At 69.5% G+C, this 20,221-nt stretch carries 19 protein-coding genes; 11 read left to right on the plus strand and 8 right to left on the minus strand.

Annotated features, from left to right (window positions below):
* The first annotated feature begins 40 nt into the window (after nucleotides 1–40).
* The 8 genes from FHP08_RS03880 to FHP08_RS03915 all read left to right on the plus strand — a co-directional run bounded on the left by FHP08_RS03880 (nucleotide 41) and on the right by FHP08_RS03915 (nucleotide 8,956).
* Complete coding sequence (locus tag FHP08_RS03880) at nucleotides 41–1,084, plus strand: L-idonate 5-dehydrogenase (protein WP_147702966.1); 1,044 nt, start codon at nucleotides 41–43, stop codon at nucleotides 1,082–1,084.
* Nucleotides 1,085–1,166: 82 nt separating this feature from the next.
* Entirely contained in the window at nucleotides 1,167–2,135 is a 969-nt protein-coding gene (locus tag FHP08_RS03885) for a sialic acid TRAP transporter substrate-binding protein SiaP (RefSeq protein ID WP_147702967.1), read from the plus strand.
* A gap of 72 nt (nucleotides 2,136–2,207) precedes the next feature.
* On the plus strand, nucleotides 2,208–2,768 hold the full coding sequence (locus FHP08_RS03890) for a TRAP transporter small permease (RefSeq protein ID WP_147702968.1): 561 nt from the start codon (nucleotides 2,208–2,210) through the stop codon (nucleotides 2,766–2,768).
* Nucleotides 2,769–2,789: 21 nt separating this feature from the next.
* The gene (locus tag FHP08_RS03895; protein WP_147702969.1) at nucleotides 2,790–4,199 is read left to right on the plus strand and encodes a TRAP transporter large permease; all 1,410 of its coding nucleotides are present in this window, start codon (nucleotides 2,790–2,792) and stop codon (nucleotides 4,197–4,199) included.
* Nucleotides 4,200–4,236: 37 nt separating this feature from the next.
* Nucleotides 4,237–5,343 (plus strand): mandelate racemase/muconate lactonizing enzyme family protein, encoded by a 1,107-nt coding sequence (locus FHP08_RS03900; protein ID WP_147702970.1) that lies wholly within the window; start codon nucleotides 4,237–4,239, stop codon nucleotides 5,341–5,343.
* A 4-nt stretch (nucleotides 5,344–5,347) separates the two neighbouring features.
* Nucleotides 5,348–6,313 (plus strand): dihydrodipicolinate synthase family protein, encoded by a 966-nt coding sequence (locus tag FHP08_RS03905; protein WP_187272155.1) that lies wholly within the window; start codon nucleotides 5,348–5,350, stop codon nucleotides 6,311–6,313.
* 17 nt (nucleotides 6,314–6,330) lie between these two features.
* Nucleotides 6,331–7,866: a UxaA family hydrolase gene (locus FHP08_RS03910; protein ID WP_147702971.1), complete on the plus strand. Its 1,536-nt coding sequence runs from the start codon at nucleotides 6,331–6,333 to the stop codon at nucleotides 7,864–7,866.
* Nucleotides 7,867–7,915: 49 nt separating this feature from the next.
* Nucleotides 7,916–8,956 carry a threonine aldolase family protein gene (locus FHP08_RS03915; protein ID WP_147702972.1) on the plus strand — a complete coding sequence of 347 codons (1,041 nt, stop codon included), beginning with the start codon at nucleotides 7,916–7,918 and terminating at the stop codon, nucleotides 8,954–8,956.
* Nucleotides 8,957–9,524: 568 nt separating this feature from the next.
* Here FHP08_RS03915 and fumC read toward each other — a convergent pair.
* Nucleotides 9,525–10,922, minus strand: a complete 1,398-nt coding sequence (gene fumC, locus FHP08_RS03920) for a class II fumarate hydratase (protein WP_147702973.1) — start codon at nucleotides 10,920–10,922, stop codon at nucleotides 9,525–9,527.
* Nucleotides 10,923–11,132: 210 nt separating this feature from the next.
* On the opposite strand from fumC, the gene FHP08_RS03925 reads away from it, so the two are divergent.
* Genes FHP08_RS03925 through FHP08_RS03935 form a run of 3 tightly spaced genes read left to right on the plus strand, consistent with a single transcriptional unit; the run spans nucleotide 11,133 to nucleotide 13,060 of the window.
* Nucleotides 11,133–12,101 (plus strand): MBL fold metallo-hydrolase, encoded by a 969-nt coding sequence (locus FHP08_RS03925; protein ID WP_147702974.1) that lies wholly within the window; start codon nucleotides 11,133–11,135, stop codon nucleotides 12,099–12,101.
* The gene (locus tag FHP08_RS03930; RefSeq protein ID WP_147702975.1) at nucleotides 12,094–12,483 is read left to right on the plus strand and encodes a DUF2784 domain-containing protein; all 390 of its coding nucleotides are present in this window, start codon (nucleotides 12,094–12,096) and stop codon (nucleotides 12,481–12,483) included. The genes FHP08_RS03925 and FHP08_RS03930 overlap by 8 nt, the downstream gene beginning before the upstream one ends.
* Nucleotides 12,484–12,502: 19 nt before the next feature.
* Nucleotides 12,503–13,060 carry a hypothetical protein gene (locus FHP08_RS03935; protein WP_147702976.1) on the plus strand — a complete coding sequence of 186 codons (558 nt, stop codon included), beginning with the start codon at nucleotides 12,503–12,505 and terminating at the stop codon, nucleotides 13,058–13,060.
* Nucleotides 13,061–13,120: 60 nt separating this feature from the next.
* Here FHP08_RS03935 and FHP08_RS03940 read toward each other — a convergent pair whose 3' ends face one another.
* The 7 genes from FHP08_RS03940 to proB all read right to left on the minus strand — a co-directional run bounded on the left by FHP08_RS03940 (nucleotide 13,121) and on the right by proB (nucleotide 20,134).
* Nucleotides 13,121–13,801 carry a DUF2848 domain-containing protein gene (locus FHP08_RS03940; protein WP_147702977.1) on the minus strand — a complete coding sequence of 227 codons (681 nt, stop codon included), beginning with the start codon at nucleotides 13,799–13,801 and terminating at the stop codon, nucleotides 13,121–13,123.
* 39 nt (nucleotides 13,802–13,840) lie between these two features.
* Nucleotides 13,841–15,124, minus strand: a complete 1,284-nt coding sequence (locus FHP08_RS03945) for a TRAP transporter large permease (RefSeq protein WP_147702978.1) — start codon at nucleotides 15,122–15,124, stop codon at nucleotides 13,841–13,843.
* Nucleotides 15,125–15,127: 3 nt separating this feature from the next.
* Nucleotides 15,128–15,745, minus strand: coding sequence for a TRAP transporter small permease subunit (locus FHP08_RS03950; protein ID WP_147702979.1), 618 nt, complete (start codon nucleotides 15,743–15,745; stop codon nucleotides 15,128–15,130).
* 115 nt (nucleotides 15,746–15,860) lie between these two features.
* A complete protein-coding gene (locus FHP08_RS03955) occupies nucleotides 15,861–16,925 on the minus strand; it encodes a TRAP transporter substrate-binding protein (protein ID WP_147702980.1) in 1,065 nt (354 codons plus the stop codon).
* A 46-nt stretch (nucleotides 16,926–16,971) separates the two neighbouring features.
* Nucleotides 16,972–17,784, minus strand: a complete 813-nt coding sequence (locus FHP08_RS03960; protein ID WP_225879014.1) for a putative hydro-lyase — start codon at nucleotides 17,782–17,784, stop codon at nucleotides 16,972–16,974.
* 109 nt (nucleotides 17,785–17,893) lie between these two features.
* The gene (locus FHP08_RS03965; RefSeq protein ID WP_147702981.1) at nucleotides 17,894–18,829 is read right to left on the minus strand and encodes a LysR family transcriptional regulator; all 936 of its coding nucleotides are present in this window, start codon (nucleotides 18,827–18,829) and stop codon (nucleotides 17,894–17,896) included.
* Nucleotides 18,830–19,012: 183 nt separating this feature from the next.
* A complete protein-coding gene (proB, locus tag FHP08_RS03970) occupies nucleotides 19,013–20,134 on the minus strand; it encodes a glutamate 5-kinase (RefSeq protein ID WP_147703125.1) in 1,122 nt (373 codons plus the stop codon).
* Between the last annotated feature and the right edge of the window lie 87 nt (nucleotides 20,135–20,221).

Genomic DNA, 20,221 nt, shown 5'->3' on the forward strand with positions numbered 1-20,221 from the left:
GCGGAACCGCAATTCGAATACCCCGGGGGAGAAACCAGCAATGCTCGAGTGCAAAGTCCACGGCGCCGAAGACCTGCGCATCATCGATTCGCCGATGCCCTCGCCGGCCGCCGGCGAGGTGCTGGTCAAGCTCGGCGCCGCCGGCATCTGCGGGTCGGACCTGCACTACTACCTGCACGGCCGCGTCGGCAATTTCGTGATCCGCGAGCCGCTCACCCCGGGCCACGAGGCCTCGGGCATCGTGGCGGCGGTCGGCGCCGGCGTCACCCGCGTCGAGGAAGGCGACCGCATCGCGATCAATCCCTCCAGCCCCTGCGGCAAGTGCCCCGCCTGCCGAGAGGGCCGCGAGAACCTCTGCCACAACGTGCGCTTCCTGGGCAGCGCCAGCGTGTTCCCCCACATGCAGGGAATGTTCCGCGAGTACTTCACGATGCCCGAGTCGCAGTGCGTGAAGGTCACCAACGACGCCGTCTCGCTGGGCGAGATCGCCATGTCCGAGCCGCTGTCGGTGGCGCTGCACTCGGCCAACCGGGCCGGCAACCTGCTCGGCAAGTCGGTGCTGATCACGGGCAGCGGCACCATCGGCTGCATGCAGGTCATCGCCTGCCGGCTGGCTGGCGCCTCGCGGATCGCGATCACCGACGTGGTCGACCATCCGCTGTCGGTGGCCCGGCAGGTCGGCGCCGACCAGGCCCTCCGCGTCGACCAGCTGCCCGCCGGCACCACGGTGGCCGCGGCGGCGGGCGGCGAGTTCGACGTGGCCTTCGAGGTGTCCGGGGCGCCGCAGGCGCTGGGCGCCTGCCTCGAGTCGGTGCGCCGTGGCGGCGTGGTCGTGCAGGTCGGCACGCTGCCCGCAGAGGGCATCCATCTTCACGCCAACCTTGTCATGTCGCGCGAGATCGACCTGCGCGGCTCGTTCAGGTTCGGCAACGTGTTCGAGCTCGCCGTCGCCGCGATCACCTCGCGGCGCGTCGACGTGCGTCCGGTGATCAGCGGCGAGTGGCCCCTGCAGAAGGCCGCCGAAGCGATCCAGACCGCGCGCGACAAGACGCGCAGCATGAAAGTGCAGCTGGTCGCTGCATGAGGACGCGCGCCCCGGCGCGCGCCCCGGTTTCGCGGCGACCCTGCCGCTTTCATCGCAACAACCCGTTCCAACAGGAGGAGTCATGAAACTCATCGCAACCGTGGTGGCCGTCGCCGCCGCCTTCGGCATCGCGGGCCCCGCCGCCGCGCAGACCAAGCTCAAGTGGGCGCACGTCTACGAGACTTCCGAGCCGTACCACACGGAATCGTTGTGGGCCGCCGAGGAGATCAAGAAGCGCACCAACGGCAAGTTCGAGATCCAGGTCTTCCCCGCCTCGTCGCTGGGCAAGGAGACCGACATCAACCAGGGCCTGCAGCTGGGCACCGTGGACATGATCATCTCGGGCCTGTCCTTCGCCGCGCGCAGCTTCCCGCGCATCGGCGTGGGCTACTACCCGTTCACCTTCCGTGACGCCGATCACCAGTACAAGTGGTCGATGAGCCCGGCCTTCCGCGAGCTGGCCGACGGCTACAAGGCCAAGACCGGCGTGCACATCACCGCGCTCACCTACTACGGCGCCCGCCACACCACGTCGAACCGGCCGATCAAGCACTGCGCGGACATGAAAGGCCTCAAGATCCGCGTGCCCGACGTGCCGGCCTACATGGCCATGCCGCGCGCCTGCGGAGCGAATCCCACCCCGATCGCCTTCGCCGAGGTCTACCTGGCTCTCCAGAACGGCACGGTCGAGGCGCAGGAGAACCCGCTGCCGACCATCGAGGCCAAGAAGTTCTACGAGGTCCAGAAGCACATAATCCTGACCGGCCACATCATCGACGGCGTGGCCACCCAGATCGCTCCGCACGTCTGGAACAAGCTGACCGACGAGGAGAAGAAGATCTTCACCGAGGTCACCCAGGAAGCGGCCCGCCGCGGCACCAAGATCGTCGAGCAGCGCGAGGCGGCCCTGGCCGAAGAGTTCAAGAAGCGCGGCCTGACCGTCACCGAAGTCGATCGCGGCGAGTTCCAGAAAGCGGTGCTGGACAAGGTGCCGATGGAGTCGATGGGCTACGTCAAGAAGGACTGGGACGCGATCCAGGCCCTGAAGTAATCGCCCCTGGGGCCGCGCCGGCGCGTCGCCGGGCGCGGCCCTTTCTTTTCTCCAACGACGCGGAACATCCCGATGACCCAGACAGCAGCAGGGCACGAGGCCCGGCAGTTCGACGACGCCGGCCTGCATGCCGAAGACGAGCCGATCGATCTTTCCGTCTACAAATGGGAAGACTGGTTGACGCTTGCGATCTTCTGGCTGCTCGCCTTCACCGTCTTCTACCAGTTCTTCACCCGCTACGTGCTCGACGACTCGGCCGCCTGGACCGAAGAGATCGCGCGCTACCTGCTCATCGTGATCACCTTCCTCGGCGGCTCGATGGCCGTGCGCAGGAACACGCACATCCACGTCGAGTTCCTTTACCGATACCTTCCCGCGCCGGCCGGCCGCGCAATGTCGACGATGGTCGACCTCGTCAGGCTCGGCTTCCTCGGCTACGCGACCTGGCTGTCGATCGACCTGGTGCCGCGCATGCACAACCTGGGCATGACGGTGGTCGACCTGCCGATGAGCTATGTCTACGGCTTCGTCGCCGCCGGCTTCGCGATGATGACCTTCCGTGCCCTCCTGGTCACGATCCATCACTGGAAGCAAGGCTGGAGCTCGCTGGAGCGCCCGGGCGAAGCGGACTGAGTCGAGCGGAAACACGAAAACATGAACGCCCTCTTTTTCGGAACCTTCCTGGCGGCGATGACCACCGGCGTGCCGATCGCGATCGCGATGGCGCTGGGCTCGCTCGTCTACATCTGGCTGAGCGGATCGATCCCGCCGATCACGGTGGTGCACCGGATGGTCGGCGGCGTGGACAGCTTCCCGCTGCTGGCCGTGCCCTTCTTCATCTTCGCCGGCAACCTGATGAACTCGGCCGGCATCACGAACCGCATCTTCGGCTTCGCGCTCAAGCTGGTGGGCTGGATGAAAGGCGGCCTCGGCCATGTCAACATCGTCGGTTCGGTCGTCTTCGCCGGAATGTCCGGCACCGCCGTGGCGGATGCCGGCGGTCTGGGCACGATCGAGATCAAGGCGATGAAGGACCATGGCTACCCGGTCGAGTTCGCGGTCGGAATCACCGCGGCCTCGTCGACGCTGGGCCCGATCATCCCCCCCTCGCTGCCGATGGTGATCTACGGCGTGCAGGCGAACGCGTCGATCGGCAAGCTGTTCGCGGGCGGCTTCATTCCCGGCGTGGTCATGGCGCTGCTGATGATGCTGATGGTGGGGTACTACGCGCACGTCCGGAAGTACGGCGCCGACTACCCCTTCACCTGGCGCGGCATGTCCAGCGGGCTCGGCGAGCTGATCGTCGTGGGCATCACGTCGGTCGTTCTGTTCCAGCTCTGGGGCGACAAGGAGCTCGGGGGTCTGATGAAGTTCGGCGCGCCGCTGGCCGCGATCCTGATCATCGACAAGGTGTTCAAGTTCGACGCCCTGATGGCCCTGCTCACCCCTGTCATCCTGATCGGCGGCATGGCCTCTGGCCTGTTCACCCCGACAGAGGCGGCGGTGGCCGCGGTGTTCTGGGCGCTGTTCCTCGGCTTCGTCTGGTACCGGACGCTGACTTTCCGGATGCTGATGAAGATCTCGATGGACACGATCGAGACCACGGCCACGGTCCTGTTCATCGTCGCTGCTGCGTCGATCTTCGCCTGGGTCCTGACCACCACCCAGATGACCGAAGCAGTCGCCCAGTGGGTGCTGTCGATCAGCTCGGAGCCCTGGATCTTCCTGCTGCTGGCCAACATCTTCCTGCTGTTCGTCGGCTGCTTCATGGAGACGATCGCCGCGATCACGATCCTCGTGCCGGTGTTCATGCCCATCCTGGCCCAGCTCGGCATCGACCCGATCCACTTCGGCCTGATCATGGTGCTGAACCTGATGATCGGACTGATCACGCCACCGGTGGGGATCGTCATCTTCGTGCTGTCGAAGATATCGGGGCTCTCTTTCGAGAAGACCCTGGCCGCGATCGTGCCGTGGATGGTCCCGCTGCTCATCACGCTGCTGCTGATCACCTACATCCCGGAGCTGGTGCTGTGGCTGCCGAACATCCTGTACCCGGAATGAACCCGGGCGATCCGAACCCGCGCAAGGGAATTCACTCATGAGCAGGATCAGCCGCATCGAGATCTGGCAGGTGAACCTGCCGCCCAAGGTGCCGCGCTCCGACGCGATCCAGTCCTTCGTCACGCAGGAGACGCCGATGCTGCGCGTCACCTGCGACGATGGCGCGCAGGGCACCGGCTACACCTACACGATCGGCACCGGCGGCTCGTCGGTCGTGGCGCTGCTGGCCGATCACCTGGCGCCCCGGCTGCTCGGCCGCGAGGCCGACGACATCGAGGCGATCTGGAAGGATCTGTTCTTCCATACCCACGCCACCGCGGTCGGCGCGATCACCGCGCTGGCGCTGGCGGCGGTCGACACCGCGCTGTGGGACCTGCGCTGCCGGCGACTCGGGCTGCCGCTGTGGAAGCTCGCGGGCGGCGCGCAGCCCCGGGTGCCGGTCTACAGCACCGAGGGCGGCTGGCTGCAGTTGCCCGTCGAGACCCTGGTCGCGGAGTCGGTCGCCGCGAAGCAGGCCGGCTTCCGCGGCGTCAAGATCAAGGTCGGCAAGCCGCACGTCAGCGAAGACGTCGCGCGGCTGCGCGCGGTGCGCGAGGCGGTCGGCCCCGGCTTCGAGATCATGGTCGACGCCAACCAGGCCTTCACCGTGGGCGAGGCGATCCGGCGCGCGCGCCACTACGAGCCGCTGGACCTGGCATGGTTCGAGGAGCCGCTGCCCGCGGAGGACCTCGGCGGCCACGTGCGGCTGGCGGCATCGACCTCGCTGCCGGTGGCGGTCGGCGAGTCCATCTACTCGCTGCAGCACTTCCGGGAGTACCTGCAGCGCGAAGCCTGCTCGATCGTGCAGGCCGACGTGGCCCGCATCGGCGGCATCACGCCCTGGCTCAAGACGGCCCACCTGGCGGAGAGCTTCAACCTGCCTATCTGCCCGCACTTCCTGATGGAGCTGCACGTGTCGCTGTGCGCGGCAGTGCCCAACGCGGCCTGGGTCGAGTACATCCCGCAGCTCGACGGCATCACCACCTCGCGCATCGCGATCCAGGACGGCTACGCGATCCCGCCCGACGCACCCGGCATCGGCATCGACTGGGACTGGCCGGCCATCGAGCGCAGCGCCGTGGCCCGCCACGACATCCGGATCTGAGGCCATGCGCGGCATCTGGCCGATCCTCTTCGCCTGCTTCGACGCCGACGATCGGCTCGACCGCGAGGCCATGCGCCGGCAGGTGCATGCAGCGCTCGCCTGGGGCGCGCCGGGCATCGCGGTGCTGGGCGTGGCCACCGAGGTCGGCAAGCTGTCGGTCGACGAGCGCCGCAGCGTCATCCGCTGGGCCGCGGAAGACATCGCCGGCCGCGCGCCCCTGGCGGTGACGATCGCCGGCGAGACCGTGGCCGCCCAGCGCGAGCTGGCCGATTACGCGGTCTCGCAGGGCGCGGCCTTCCTGATCCTGCAGCCGCCGCCCGCCGCGGCCCGCGGCGAGCTCGATGCCGCCGGCTGCGAGCGCTTCTTCGCCGAAGTCATGCGCGGGCAGCCGGTGCCGGTGGGCATCCAGAATGCGCCCGAGTACCTGGGCTTCGGCCTGTCGCCCGAGGCGATCGTGCGGCTGGCAGAGCAACGGCCCGAGTTCCGCATCCTCAAGGGCGAAGCGTCGAGCGTGATCATCGAGCGCACGATCGCGGCGGTCGGCGGCCGCCTGCAGGTCCTCAACGGCCGCGGCGGCCTGGAGCTGCTCGAGAACCTCGAAGCCGGCTGCAGCGGGATGATCGTCGCCCCCGACAACGCCGACCACCAGCACGCCATCCACTCGGCGCTCGCCGAAGGGCGCCCGGACGAAGCGCGGCAGCGCTACGAGCGCCTGCTGCCGGCCATCGTGTTCGCGATGCAGTCGCTGGACACGCTGATCTGCTACGGCAAGCGGATCGCGGCCTGGCGCATGGGCTTCGAGGTGCTGCACGACCGGGCGCCCGCCCTGCTTCCCACCGAATTCGGCCTGCGCATGGCTCGCGAGCATGCGCAGCGACTGGGCCCGCTGCCCGTGCCTGCCGGAATGCCGGAGGCAGCCCCGGCGGCGAGACCCGCCCACGATCCGTCCGGCGCGCGCCGCGCCAACTGAACATCCAGGAGTCCACCATGTCCAATGTCGTTTCCCTCGTGCGCCGACCCACGCTGCGCCTGAGCCCCGCCGACGACGTCGTCATCGCGGCCAAGCCGCTGTCGGCGGGCACGGTCGTCGAGGCCGAAGGCGTCACCTGCGCCGATGCGATTCCCGCCGGGCACAAGCTCGCGGTGCGCGCGGTCGCCAAGGGCCAACCGGTGCGCCGCTACGGCCAGATCATCGGCTTCGCCACCGCGGACATCGCGCCCGGGCAGCACGTGCACACGCACAACCTGGCCTTCGAGACCTTCGAGCGCGACTACGCGGTCGGCGTCGACGTGAAGCCGGTGGAGAAGCCCGCCGAGCAGGCCACCTTCATGGGCATCGTGCGGGCAGACGGCCGGGTGGCCACCCGCAACTACATCGGCGTGATCTCCACGGTGAACTGCTCGGCCTCGGTGTCGAAGTTCGTGGCCCAGCACTTCACGCCCGAGGTGCTGGCCGAGTTCCCCAACGTGGACGGCGTGGTGCCGATCACGCACTCGTCGGGCTGCGGCATGGACACCGGCGGCGCCGGCATGGACATCCTGCGCCGCACGATCGCCGGATACGGCCGGCATCCGAACTTCGCCGGCGTGGTCCTGATCGGCCTGGGCTGCGAGGCCAACCAGATGGACGCGCTCTTCCAGGCGCAGCAGATGAAGGAGACCGAGCAGCTCAAGGCCTTCGTCATGCAGACCAGCGGGGGCACGCGAAAGACGGTCGAGGCCGCGATCGCGGCGGTGAAGGCCATGCTGCCCAAGGCCAACGACATCCGGCGCGAACGGGTGCCGGCCAGCCACATCACGATCGGCCTGCAGTGCGGCGGCTCCGACGGCTATTCGGGCATCACCGCCAACCCTGCGCTGGGCGCGGCATGCGACATCCTGGTCGCGCACGGCGGCACCGTGATCCTGTCCGAGACGCCCGAGGTCTACGGTGCCGAGCACCTGCTGACCCGCCGCGCGGTCTCGCAGGAAGTGGCCGACAAGCTGATCCGACGTATCAAGTGGTGGGAGGACTACACCGCCCGCAACCACGGCAGCATGGACAACAACCCGTCGCCGGGCAACAAGGCCGGCGGCCTGACCACCATCCTCGAGAAGTCGCTGGGTGCGGTCGCCAAGGGCGGCACCACCAACCTGGTCGACGTCTTCGAGTACGCAGAGCCGGTCACCACCAAGGGCTTCGTCTTCATGGACACCCCGGGTTACGACCCGGTGTCGATCACCGGGCAGGTGGCGGGGGGCGCGAACATGGTCGTGTTCACGACAGGTCGCGGCTCCTGCTACGGGTGCAAGCCCTCCCCGTCGATCAAGCTGGCCACCAACACGCCGATGTACGAGCGGATGGTCGAGGACATGGACATCAACTGCGGCGCGATCGTCGACGGCGGCAGCAGCGTGCAGGAGAAGGGCCGCGAGATCTTCGAGATGGTGCTGCGCGTGGCCAGCGGCGAGCGCAGCAAGAGCGAGGTGCTGGGCATCGGCAGCGAGGAGTTCATCCCGTGGTCGATCGGCGCGGTGATGTGAGCTTCGGCGAGACCTTCACACGCCACTGCGGCGCCACGACCTCGCGTCCATGATCCTCCTTACCAGCGACACCGAGACGAAGCCCACCGCCGCGATGCGCGCCGCGATCGCGGCGGCCGAGGTCGGCGACGAGCAGAAGCACGAGGACCCCACCGTGCTGCGGCTCACCGGCCGGGTGGCTGACCTGCTCGGCAAGGAAGCCGCGCTCTTCGTGCCGAGCGGCACGATGTGCAACGTGATCGCGGTGCGCGCGCACACCCAGCACGGCGAGGTGCTGCTCGCCGAGCGCGACTCGCACGTGCTGCGCGCCGAGGGCGGCGGCGCCGGGATGGTCTCGGGCGTGATGACCGAGCCGCTCGAGAGCGAACGCGGCGCGTTCGCCCCCGCCACGCTCGACGCGGCCCTCGACCGGATCGGCGCCCTGCCCTCGCCCTACGGCCCGCGCCCGCGCCTGCTGTGCCTGGAGAACACGCACAACTTCGGCGGCGGCACCGTCTGGCCGCAGGACCGGCTCGACGCGGTCTGCGAGACCGCCCACGCGCGCGGCCTGAAGGTCCACCTCGACGGCGCCCGCCTGATGAACGCGGCGGTCGCGAGCGGCCTGTCCGCACGGCGGATCTGCGAGAAGGTGGACACCGTCTGGCTGGACTTCACCAAGGGCCTGGGCGCGCCGATCGGCGCGGTGCTCGCCGGCAGCCGGGAGTTCATCGCCGAGGCACGGCGACTGCGCCAGATGGTCGGCGGCGCGATGCGCCAGGCCGGCATCGCAGCGGCAGCCTGCCTGCACGCGCTCGATCACCACGTCGAGCGCCTGGCCGAGGATCACGACAACGCCAGGCGGTTCGCCGAAGGCCTGCAGGCAATCCCCGGCATCCGGCTGGTCCACGGCCTGCCCGAGACCAACATCGTGTTCTTCGATCCGCGCGCGGCCGGATGGACGGCGGCCGACTTCGCGAAAGCGGCCGCATCACGTGGCGTGAAGCTGGTGCCGGTGGCGGGCATGATCCGCGCGGTCACGCACCTGGACGTGTCGCGGGCGCAGATCGACGAGGCGCTCGCGGCGATTCGGGCGATGATGGGGCGCGGGTAGTTATTCGTCCTGCGCCCGGTCCAGCGAGGACTTCCGACTCTGCGTGGACACGGGCTGCGCCCCTCGCCTGCGGCGAGGGGTTCCCGCGTCTGCCTCGCAAATTCGCACCCGCCTCGTAGGGGCTTCGCCCCGACGAGCGGGTCCCGCGAATTTGCTTTCGGCAGCCCGCGGCTTGCCCTAAGGTCCACGCAGAGTCGGAAGTCCTCGCTGGACCTGGAGGTTGGCGCAGCACGAGGCTTATCGTTCGGCACTCGCACGGCCTGCGACCCTCGCGCGCCGTGCGGCCCGATCGCATCGTGCAGACCGATCGCGTCGCGCAGGCCGATCGTCGTCGCCCGTCACATCCTTCCGCCGAACTCCCGCACGCGCCCGTAGTTCGGGGCCATCGGCCGGACGAGCCGACGCCCGACGCTGGCCAGGGCTCGGCGAGCGGGCCCATGCTGCGGGGCGGACATTGCGGGCAAGCGGCGGGCTACCGTAGGAGCCGGCGATCAGGGAGGGCGCCGCCCGCGTCCGTCCCGCAGCATGGGCCCGCTCGCCGAGCCCCCGCGCCACCGCAACCAGAGGCTCACCCGCCCGAAGGCCCGAGCATCCGATCCGCCCGCACCCACGCGTCGAACTGCTCGCCGCTCACGTACCCAAGCGCCAGCGCCGCCTCGCGCAGCGAGCTTCCTTCGCGATGCGCCTTCTTGGCGATCTCGGCGGCGCGGTCGTAGCCGATGTGGGGAGCCAGCGCGGTGACCAGCATCAGAGAGCGTTCGACCAGGCTCGCGATGCGTTCGCGATCGGGCTCGATGCCGCGGGCGCAATGGCGTCCGAACGAGGCCATCGCGTCGGACAGCAGGCGCAGGCTCTGCAGCAGGTCGTGCGCGATCAGCGGCTGGTAGACGTTCAGTTCGAACTGGCCCGAGGCTGCCCCGATTCCCAGCGCGACGTCGTTGCCGATCACCTGCGCGCAGGCCATCGTCATGGCCTCGCACTGGGTGGGGTTGACCTTGCCCGGCATGATCGAGCTGCCCGGCTCGTTCTCGGGAATCCGGATCTCGGCCAGGCCCGCGCGGGGGCCGCTGGCCAGCCAGCGCACGTCGTTGGCGATCTTGGTCAGCGCCAGCGCCAGCGTTCGCAGCGCGCCGTGCAGCGCGGCGACCGGCTCGTGACCGGCCAGGGCGGCGAAGCGATTCGGCGCCGGCGCGAAGTCGATGCCGCTGCGTGCGGCCAGCAGCGCGCACACCCTCGCGCCGAAGTCCGGGTGCGTGTTCAGGCCGGTGCCCACCGCGGTGCCGCCGATCGCCAGGCGAGCCAGCGCCGGCAGGCTCGCGTCGATCGACGCCCGCGCCCGGTCGAGCTGGCCGACCCAGCCCGAGATCTCCTGCCCCAGGGTGAGCGGCGTGGCGTCCTGCAGGTGGGTGCGCCCGATCTTCACGATGCCGGCGAAGGCCTGCGCCTTCTCTTGCAGGGTCGCGCGCAGCGCGTCGAATGCCGGCAGCACGCGCGCCCTGACCGCGACCGCCGCAGCCAGGTGGATCGCGGTGGGCATCACGTCGTTCGAGGACTGGCCGCGATTGACCTCGTCGTTCGGGTGCACCAGGCGGCCCTCGCCGCGGGCGCCCCCGAGCAGCTCGGAGGCGCGGTTGGCGAGCACCTCGTTCATGTTCATGTTGGTCTGCGTGCCGGACCCGGTCTGCCAGACCGAGAGCGGGAACTCGGCATCGTGCGCCCCGGCCAGCACCTCGTCGGCCGCGGCGACGATCGCCTGGGCCTTGGCGGCGTCGAGCAGGCCGAACGCTCCGTTGGCCTGCGCTGCGGCGCGCTTGACCTCGGCCAGCGCCCGCAACACTTCCACCGGCATGCGCTCGGTCGAGATCGCGAAGTGCTGCAGCGAGCGCTGCGTCTGCGCGCCCCAGAGTCTGGCCGCCGGCACCTCTATCGTGCCGAAGGCATCGCGTTCGATCCTGGTGTCGTTCATGGCGCCCTCCTTCGGGTCAAGCCTACGCCCTGCAGGGCAGAAAACACCACCGTCCGAGGAAGGAATGCGGGAAAGCCGGGCGGCCATTTGCTACGCTCGCGAGCAGTGCCGGCACGCCTCTCCCAGGATTCCCGGCATCGCCCGGTTCGCACGGCCACAGGCCGGCACCCAGCCCCCCGCATCGAACACGCACAAGAACGGAGTTCCGCAATGAGCTTTCCCCGTCGCCAGTTCCTCCGCGTCGGCCTCGGCCTGACCGCTGCCTCGTCGCTTCCCATCGTCGCCGGCTGCGCGGGCCTGTCGGGCGCCGCGCCTTCCGGGACCCGGGTGTCGGAGGGCGTCTATCGCACTCGCGTCGGTTCCGCGACCGTCACCGCGATCGCCGATGGCGTCGCGGTCCGCCCGCTGGCCGACGGCTTCGTGCGCAACGCATCACTGGCGCAAGTCCAGCAGGCGCTGAGCGAGGCGAACCTGCCGACCGACAAGGTGACCCTCTCGTTCACCGCCTTCGTCGTGGAGCTCGACGGCAAGCGCGTGCTGATCGATGCCGGCAACGGCCAGTTCGGCGCCCCCACCAGCGGCCAGGTCCTGTCCAACCTGAAGTCGGCCGGCTTCGCGCCCGAGTCGATCGATCACATCGTGATCTCGCACTTCCACGGCGACCACATCAACGGTCTGCGGGGCAAGGACGGCCAGCTGGTCTATCCGAAGGCGAAGATCCACGTGCCGGCGCCCGAGTGGGACTTCTGGATGAGCGACGCCAACATGGCCAAGGCGTCCGAGGCGATGAAGGGCGCGTTCCAGGCGCCGCGCCGGGTGTTCGGCCCGATCGCTTCGCAGCTGAACCGGTTCAAGCCCGGCGCCGAACTGCTGCCGGGCCTGGTGTCGATGGAAGCCTTCGGCCATACGCCCGGGCATACGGCCTTCGCGCTCATGTCGGGCGACCGGACCTGGGTCTTCCTCGCCGACTTCGCGAACATTCCGCAACTGTTCTTGCGCAACCCGGACTGGGCGGTGGCCTTCGACATGGATGCCGAGAAGGCGCGCCAGACCCGGCGACGCCTGCTCGAGCAGGCAATCGCGCAGGACTGGCTGATCTCGGGTTACCACATGCCCTTCCCGGCGATCGGGCGCATCGCCCGGCGCGGCGCCGGCTACGACTTCGTTCCGCTTGGCTGAGCGCCTCGCCGCCGATGGCCTGGTGCTGCTGCACCTGGCCTTCATCGTCTTCGTGGCGCTGGGCGGCTTGCTGGCCGCCTGGCGGCCGCGCCTGGCCTGGCTGCACCTGCCGGCCGCGGCCTGGGGCGCATGGATCGAGGCCGCCGGCGCGACCTGCCCGCTCACGCCGTGGGAGAATCGCCTGCGCCGGGCCGCGGGAGAGTCCGGCTACCCGGGCGGCTTCGTCGAGCACTACCTGATCCCGCTGGTCTATCCTCCCGGGTTGGACAGCGCACAGCAACGCTGGCTCGCGCTGGGCGTCGTGCTGCTGAACCTGGCAGTCTATTTCGGCGCGGTGCTGCCGGCGGTCCATCGCAAGCGGAAACGCCCAGGGACACGCTGAGGAGAAAGCCGAGGCACCGATGGAATTCCGGCTCGTCTACGAAGGCCCGCTGCTCGCGCAGGGCGCGAAGGCCGCGCACAAGTGGGAGATCCGCCGCGCGCTGCATCCGCAACTCGCGCGGCTCTGGCAGGAAAAGCCGCTGGTTGCGGCGGCCTCGCGCCTGCTCGACGCCTCGCCGCAGCGCACCCCCGAATCGATCGTCGTCGAGCGAGACGGGCTGCTGTTCGCACCGCTGGTCTCGCCGAGGCTCAACCTCTACGCCGAGATCTCGGTGCTGCTGATGCGCCAGCAGGTGCACGGCACGGTCTTCTCCGAAGGGGGCGACATCGACAATCGCCTCAAGACGCTGCTCGATGCGCTGCGCCTGCCCCGCGGCCCGAACGAGGGCCGGGCGGTCGACTCGCGAAGCGACGATCCCGAGCCCTTCTTCTGCCTGATGGAAGACGACGCGCTGATCACCAAGGTATCGGTCGAGACCGCGCAACTGCTGCGGCCGGCCCCGCCCGATCACGTGCTGGCGATCATCGGCGTTCACGTCAAGAAGACCATGCTCACCTACGCGAACATGGCGCTGTGAGCCGGCAGCGGGCGGTCGGCGGCACGAACCGGCGCCGGTCGGCGCGCCCGCGGCGCACGATCAGCTGACGACCGGCAGCGCCTCGACGTCGTAGGCGTGGACGAGCCTGCGGCCCAGCACCGGATCCTCGAGCTCCATCTCGAATCGGCTGCCCGGGCGCACGCCCCCGATCGAGTTCAGCGTGCCGCAGAACATCAGGGTGCCCGGCGGCAGGCTCGCCTGACCGGTGCAGCGCTGCATCAGGTCCTGGGGGCTGCGGATGGCCGCGGCGGCGCCTTCCTGGTACAGCACGCGCTTGCCGTCGATGGTGGCCCACGCGCGCAGGACCAGCCGGTCCCAGTGCGGCGCCACCTCGTCGAAACGCCACAGCCGCGTGCCCAGCACCTTCGAGCACAGCTGCTTGGACAGCGCCACGCCCATCGCCTCGGCCTTGCGGTCGGTGTGGTCGGAGCCCAGCGTGACCCACAGGCCATCGGCCAGCGACACCAGCACCGGCTCGACCTCGCCCGAAGTGTCGGGCCCCAGCACCTGCAGGTGCTCGACCTGCGCGAGCTGGGTCACGCCGAGGCGATAGAAGAGCGGGTAGGTGGACGGGCCGGGAATGCCCAGCGCCCCGAGCTCCTCGATGTGGTGCTGGACGGCGGCGGCGTCGCGGGCGGTCCAGCCTGCCACGATCAGCTGGTCGATCTGAACCGCGATGCGATCGCGGCGGTCCTGCCAGGTACGTTCGAAGGTCAGCAAGGTCTCAACTCCAGGAAAATGCGGGCGGTGCCTGACAGCTCAGCCAAAGAGGCCGGGCAGCCACAGCGCGAGGCCCGGGAAGAAGGCGAGCAGCGCGATCATCACCAGCATGGCCACCACGAAAGGCACCGAGCCCGCGATCACGTCGTTCAGCGTGCCGTGAGTGCGCAGCGACTGCACGACGAAGAGGTTCAGGCCCACCGGCGGCGTGATCAGCGCCATCTCGATCAGGATCACCAGCACCACGCCGAACCACAGCGGATCGAAGCCCAGCCCGAACATCACCGGCGCGACGATCGGGATCGTGGTGATCATCATCGACAGCGTCTCCATGAAGCAGCCGAGGATCAGGTAGAAGACCACGATCGCGAGCAGCATCTCGAACTTCGACAGGCCCAGGCCCGAGATGAAGTCGGTGAGCATCGCGGTCAGGCCGATCGCGGAGATCACGAAGTTCAGGAAGTAGGCCGCGACGATGATCAGCATCACCATGGCGGTCGTGCGCATCGAGTTCTCGAGCACTTCCTTCAGCATGTCCAGCGACAGTTTGCCGTAGGCCCAGGCCAATCCCAGCGCCGCGACCACGCCCAGCGAGGCGGCCTCGGTGGGCGTGGCGATACCGGCGTAGATCGAACCGACCACCACCAGGAAGATGCCCAGCGGCGGCAACAGGTGGGGCAGGCTCGCGAAGCGCTCCGCCCAGCTCGCCGAGAGCCGGCGCCCGCCCCAGGACGGGCGCGCCAGGCAGACGATCACGATCATCACCATGAAGGCCAGCGCCAGGCCGAGGCCTGGCACGATCCCCGCCAGGTAGAGCTTGGGGATCGAGGTGTCGGTGAGCACCGCGTAGATGATCAGGTTGATCGAGGGCGGGATCAGGATGCCCAGCGTGCCGCCGGCCGCGAGCGTGCCGAGGAAGAGCCGCTCGTTGTAGCCGTACTTCTTCACGAGTGGCAGCGCGACCGTGCCGACGGTGGCGGCGGTGGCCACCGAGGAACCCGAGGTGGCCGCGAACACGGTGCAGGCGCCGATATTCGAGTGCATCAGGCCGCCCGGCAGCCAGGACATCCACTTGACCATCGCGTCGTACATCCGCTCGGCCACGCCAGCGCGCAGCAGGATCTCGCCGAGCAGGATGAACATGGGAATCGCGACGAGCAGGAAGTCCTTCGAAGAGGACCAGGCCACTTCGCCCAGCGCCAGCGTGAGCGGCATCTGCGAGTAGATCTGGTCGAGCAGCACGCCCAGCGTGCCGAGCGCGCCGGCCACCGGCAGGGCCAGCGCGAGCAGGGCGAGAAGGAGGAAGAGCGTCGTGGCGAGCATGGATCAGCCCCCGTTCGCGGCGCCGGCGCCGCGTTCGCGCAGGTGGGCCGTGTGCGAGGCCTCGGCGGCGGCGTCCTCCTCGATGGTGCGGGCGCCGGCCAGCCGCCGCACGGTGGCCAGGTCGCCCGACAGCAGCGCGAGCAGCGCGCGCAGCATCAGGGGCGCCCAGGTGAAGGCGAACAGCACCAGCCCGGCCAGCCACAGCGACTGCGGCATCCACAGCGGCGTCTGCAGCGGCGTGGTGGCGCGCGCGTCGAAGGCCAGCGAGGTCTCGAGCACTGCCCACGCCTGCCAGGTGAGCAGGCCCACGAAGAAGCCCAGCACGAGCAGGGCCACCAGATCGAGGACTGCCTGCAGCGCGGCCGGCAGGCGGATGTAAAGCGCGTCGACCCGCACGTTGGCGCGCTGCAACAGCGTGAAGGCCAGCGCCCAGGTCGTGCCGATCGCGAAGGCGTAGCCCGACAGCTCGTCGGCCCCGCCGATCGTGAACACGAACAGCTTGCGCACGATCACGTCGAAGGCGACCAGGAAGGCCGATGCGAGCACGAGCGCGCCGCCGAACCAGACGCCGTAGCGCGACAGCCGGCCCGTCAGGCCCAGCCAGCGATCGAGGATGTTCACGAGGGTGTCTCCGGGTTGCCGGGCAGCGGGCCGCCGCGGGGGGCAGCGGCCTGCCGCCTCGCCGGGTCGCGGGCGACGCCCGCTCCCGGCCGAGACGCGCGGGATCGCCCCGCGCTTACTTCCTGGCCGTCAGGCCGACGACCTTGCCGACGCTGTCGTTCCAGGCCGCCACGCAGTCGCCCTGGCAGCGAGCGGCCCACTTCGGCAGCACGACGTCGGCCAGGGCCTTCTTCAGCAGCTCCTTGTCGGCCTCGGACACCGGCACCACGGTCATGCTGGCCTTGGTGCCCATCGTGCACTCGGGCTTGCCGGCGTTGCAGAGGTAGCCCTGCTCGGTCTCTTCCGCAGCGGCCTTCCAGATGCGATCCTCGAGGCCGGCGATCTCCTTCTGCAGGAAATCGCGCACCTTCGGATCGAGGCTGTTCCAGCGCTTCAGGTTGACCGCGTGCATCACGTGGCTCCAGCCCAGCGGCAGCGCGTAGATGTGCGTGGCCACCTCGTGCCACTTGGCCGAGTTGCCCGACAAGGTGCCGGTGATCGCGCAGTCGACGACCTTGTTCTGCAGGGCCGGGACCACCTCGTTGAAGGCCAGCGTGACGCCGGTGCCGCCGAAGGCCTCGACGAACTCGGCCAGCGTGCGGTTGCCGGTGCGCACCTTCTTGCCCTTCAGGTCGGCCAGGCCCTTGATCTCGCCGTTGCAGAACAGGACCTGGGCCGAGTACGGCCACACGCCCAGCACCTTGATGCCGAAGCGTTCGCCGTAGAACTTGTCGAAGATCGGCTTGTAGGCGTCGGACACCTTGCGCGCAGTGGCCACGTCCGGCGACAGGCCGGCCAGGTCGACCGCCTCGTTGCGGGCGTCGTCGGCCGCCACGTAGCCCAGCACCGTGGAGCCGAAATCGATCACGCCCAGGCGCATCAGGCGGAAGATCTCGGCGCCCTTCAGGCCCATCTCGTTGAACGGGGTGATCTCGGCGGTGATCGCGCCGCCCGACTTCTCGGCGAGCTCCTTGGTCCAGAAGGGCTGCTCGAAGTTCTTGTACTGGGTGAGGTTGCCCCAGGCGCCGACGACCTTCAGCGAGGTCTTGGGCATGTCCTGGGCCACGGCGGTGCCGGCCAGGCCGGCCGCGACTGCGCCGGCGAGCGCCCACAGGCGGGCGCGCTTTGCGATGCTCTTCATGTCTCGTCTCCTTGGGGTCTTGCTGTGACAGTGGAAAACTCGCGCCTCAGAACACCGACAGGCGGCTGTTCTTCAGGTCGGTGACCAGCATGTAGCCGGGCGCGTGGGTGATGCTGAACTCGGGCCTGACCGCGGCGATGACCGACTGCGGGGTCACGCCGCAGGCCCAGAACACCGGCAGTTCGTCGGGCTTCACCTCGACCGCGTCGCCGTAGTCGGGTCGCGACAGGTCGGCAATGCCGATCGACTCCGGCTTGCCGATGTGCACCGGCGCGCCGTGCACCGCGGGGAAGCGCGAGGTGATCTGGATCGCGCGGATCGCGTCGGCGGGCCTGAGCGGGCGCATCGAGACCACCAGCGGGCCGTGGAAGGGGCCGGCAGGACGGGTCTGCATGCTGGTGCGCCACATCGGCACGTTGGTGCCCTGCTCGATGTGGCGCAGGCGGATGCCATCCTCGACCAGCGCCTCCTCGAAGGAAAAGGAGCAGCCGATCGCAAAGGCGACCAGGTCGTCGCGCCAGATCCGCATCAGGTCGTCGACCTCGTCGACCAGCTCGCCCTTGCGCCACACGCGGTAGCGCGGAATGTCGGTCCGGATGTCGAGGTCCTCGCCGAGCAACGGCAGGCGCGGGTCGCCAGGCTCGGAAGCGGCCAGCAGCGGGCAAGGCTTCGGGTTGAACTGGCAGAAACGGAAGAAGTCGTCGGCCAGCGCCTTGGGCAGCACCGCGAGGTTGGCCTGGACGAAACCCGGCGCGATGCCCGCAGTCGGCGCGCGATGGTCACCACGCCGAACCGCCCGGCGCGCCTCGGCGCCGCTGTCGAAGATCCGGGGAACTGCGTTCTCGGCGACTGCGTTCATCTCCCTGCCTCGCTCCTGCATCGGTGAATGACGCAATGGCATCACGGGCGGACCGCGATGTCCAATCAGGAGTTCGGATCGGGACTCATAAGAAAAATCGATGTCTGGCTCAAGTCGCCATCCGTCGCTTGGATGCCGCGGCGCGACGCGAGCCCCCCCTTCGCTCGGCGAGCGCGAGCTCCTGCGCGATGGCCACCACGCGCTCGGCCATGTAGCTGTCGGGCTTGACCGGGTAGCTCGCGTTGAAGTCCAGATCGGGGAGCTGCCGCTCGGCACGGACCACGCACAGGCGCTTCTCGGCGAGCTCGCGAGCGATGACCACCGGCGGCATCGCGCTCACGCCGATGCCGTCGAGGGTCATCCGCACGATCGTGCTCAGCGACGCGTTGCCGTAGATCCGCAGGTCGTGCAGGCCTTCGCCGGCCATCATCTCGCGCACCAGCGCGTAGGGCCGGGTGTTGCGCGGGTAGGTGATGATCGGCCAGCGCGCCAGCGTGGCCAGCGGCACCGGTTCGCTCCCCAGGTCGAGCCGCGGATTGGCGACCCAGGCCATCGGGTAGCTCGACAGCGGCACGTTGCGCACCCTCGGCTCGCTGACCGGCCCGAGGAGGAAGGCGATGTCGAGCTGGCGCGCGAGCAGCCGGTCGCGCATCTGCGGCGAAGTGTCGACCTCGATCTCGAGCGTGAGCGCCGGGTACTCGGCGTGCACCCGCTCGATCAGCCTGGAGAGCCAGGTGTGGACCAGGGTCTCCGCGACACCCAGGCGGACCAGCCCGCGCATGGACTTCTTCTCGCGGGCGGCCTCAAGCAGGTCCGCGCGCAGCTGCAGCATGCGCTCGGCATAGGGCAGCAGCTCGTGGCCCTTGGGGGTGAGCGCCACGCCGCGCGACTCGCGGTCGAAGAGCCGCACGCCGAGTTCCTGCTCGAGCAGGGCGATCCGCTGCGAGATCGCCGGCTGGGTGGCGTTGAGCCGGTCGGCGGCCGCGCGGAAGCTGCCCAGGTGGGCGATCCAGACGAAGGTCTCGAGACTGCGGAGGTCGGCCATGAGAGTTCGAATATAGCCTCCGGCGCCCTGTCTGTTGTGGCACCGACCGGCGCTTCGCGCGCTTGACTTGCCTGGGGCAAGTCAGCCTGCGCCGCACTTGTCTGTTGTGGCTCCGGCCGCCCGCTTCGCGGGCTTGACTTGCCTGCGGCAAGTCAGCCTGCGCCGCAATCTGGTTCTGCGCTTTCAGCGCAGAACCAGATTGTCCCGGTGAATCAGCTCGGGTTCTTCGATGAAGCCGAGGATGGTCTCGATCTCGGCGCTGGGGCGGCGCATGATGCGGCGGGCGTCGGAGCTGGAGTAGTTGATCAGGCCGCGGGCGATCTCACGGCCTTCGGGGTCGCGGATCGCGACGGCCTCGCCGCGCTCGAATTCGCCGCTGACCTCGGTGACGCCGATCGGCAGCAGGCTGCGGCCGCCCGCCACCAGCGCGCGCGCAGCGCCTTCGTCCAGGCGCACCGAACCGCGCAGCTGCAGGTGATCGGCCAGCCACTTCTTGCGGGCGGCGAGCCGCGGGGTCTGCGCGATGAACTGGGTGCCGATCGACTCGCCGCGGGCCAGTCTCACCAGCACCTCAGGCTGGCGCCCCGAGGCCACCACCGTGTGGGCGCCGCCGCTGGCCGCGCGCCGGGCGGCGAGCACCTTGGTGATCATCCCACCCTTTCCGATCGACGAACCGGCGCCGCCGGCCATGGTCTCGAGCACCGGATCGCCGGCCACCACCCGCTCGAGCAGGCCCGCCTGCGGGTCGCGGCGAGGGTCGGCGGTGAACAGGCCCGACTGGTCGGTCAGGATCACCAGCGCGTCGGCGTCGATCAGGTTGGTGACCAGCGCCCCCAGCGTGTCGTTGTCGCCGAACTTGATCTCGTCGGTGACGACCGTGTCGTTCTCGTTGATGATCGGCACCACACCCAGTTCGAGCAGCGCCAGCAGCGTGGAGCGCGCGTTCAGGTAGCGCTTGCGATCGGCCAGGTCGTCGTGGGTGAGCAGCACCTGGGCGGTGGCCAGCCCGTGGGCGCGAAAGCGCGTTTCGTAGACCTGGGCGAGACCCATCTGCCCGACGGCGGCGGCGGCCTGCAGCTCGTGCATCGCCTTGGGCCGCCTGGCCCAGCCCAGGCGCTTCATGCCTTCGGCCACGGCGCCCGAGGACACCATCACCACTTCCTTGCCCATCGCGCGCAGCTCGGCGATCTGGCGGCCCCAGCGCGAGATGGCGTCTTCGTCGAGGCCGCGCCCCTCGTTCGTGACCAGGGTGGACCCCACCTTGACCACGATGCGACGAGCGTCGCGGACCACCGACTCGGGCACGTGGGCGGCGACCCGCAGGGCCTGTCCGGCGCCCGACCGCCCCCCGCCGGCGCCGCCAGCCTCGCGCTGCCCGGCCTCGTTCCGGTC

Origin of the sequence: Zeimonas arvi (assembly GCF_008039575.1) — a bacterium.
In the GTDB taxonomy this organism is placed as follows: Bacteria; Pseudomonadota; Gammaproteobacteria; order Burkholderiales; family Burkholderiaceae_E; genus Zeimonas; species Zeimonas arvi.

Bases quoted from the DNA above. Each gene is read 5' to 3' on its own strand.
- FHP08_RS03880 (WP_147702966.1), top strand. From the start codon at position 41: ATGCTCGAGTGCAAAGTCCACGGCGCCGAAGACCTGCGCATCATCGAT.
- FHP08_RS03885 (WP_147702967.1), top strand. From the start codon at position 1,167: ATGAAACTCATCGCAACCGTGGTGGCCGTCGCCGCCGCCTTCGGCATC.
- FHP08_RS03890 (WP_147702968.1), top strand. From the start codon at position 2,208: ATGACCCAGACAGCAGCAGGGCACGAGGCCCGGCAGTTCGACGACGCC.
- FHP08_RS03895 (WP_147702969.1), top strand. From the start codon at position 2,790: ATGAACGCCCTCTTTTTCGGAACCTTCCTGGCGGCGATGACCACCGGC.
- FHP08_RS03900 (WP_147702970.1), top strand. From the start codon at position 4,237: ATGAGCAGGATCAGCCGCATCGAGATCTGGCAGGTGAACCTGCCGCCC.
- FHP08_RS03905 (WP_187272155.1), top strand. From the start codon at position 5,348: ATGCGCGGCATCTGGCCGATCCTCTTCGCCTGCTTCGACGCCGACGAT.
- FHP08_RS03910 (WP_147702971.1), top strand. From the start codon at position 6,331: ATGTCCAATGTCGTTTCCCTCGTGCGCCGACCCACGCTGCGCCTGAGC.
- FHP08_RS03915 (WP_147702972.1), top strand. From the start codon at position 7,916: ATGATCCTCCTTACCAGCGACACCGAGACGAAGCCCACCGCCGCGATG.
- fumC (WP_147702973.1), bottom strand. From the start codon at position 10,922: ATGAACGACACCAGGATCGAACGCGATGCCTTCGGCACGATAGAGGTG.
- FHP08_RS03925 (WP_147702974.1), top strand. From the start codon at position 11,133: ATGAGCTTTCCCCGTCGCCAGTTCCTCCGCGTCGGCCTCGGCCTGACC.
- FHP08_RS03935 (WP_147702976.1), top strand. From the start codon at position 12,503: ATGGAATTCCGGCTCGTCTACGAAGGCCCGCTGCTCGCGCAGGGCGCG.
- FHP08_RS03945 (WP_147702978.1), bottom strand. From the start codon at position 15,124: ATGCTCGCCACGACGCTCTTCCTCCTTCTCGCCCTGCTCGCGCTGGCC.
- FHP08_RS03955 (WP_147702980.1), bottom strand. From the start codon at position 16,925: ATGAAGAGCATCGCAAAGCGCGCCCGCCTGTGGGCGCTCGCCGGCGCA.
- FHP08_RS03960 (WP_225879014.1), bottom strand. From the start codon at position 17,784: ATGAACGCAGTCGCCGAGAACGCAGTTCCCCGGATCTTCGACAGCGGC.
- FHP08_RS03965 (WP_147702981.1), bottom strand. From the start codon at position 18,829: ATGGCCGACCTCCGCAGTCTCGAGACCTTCGTCTGGATCGCCCACCTG.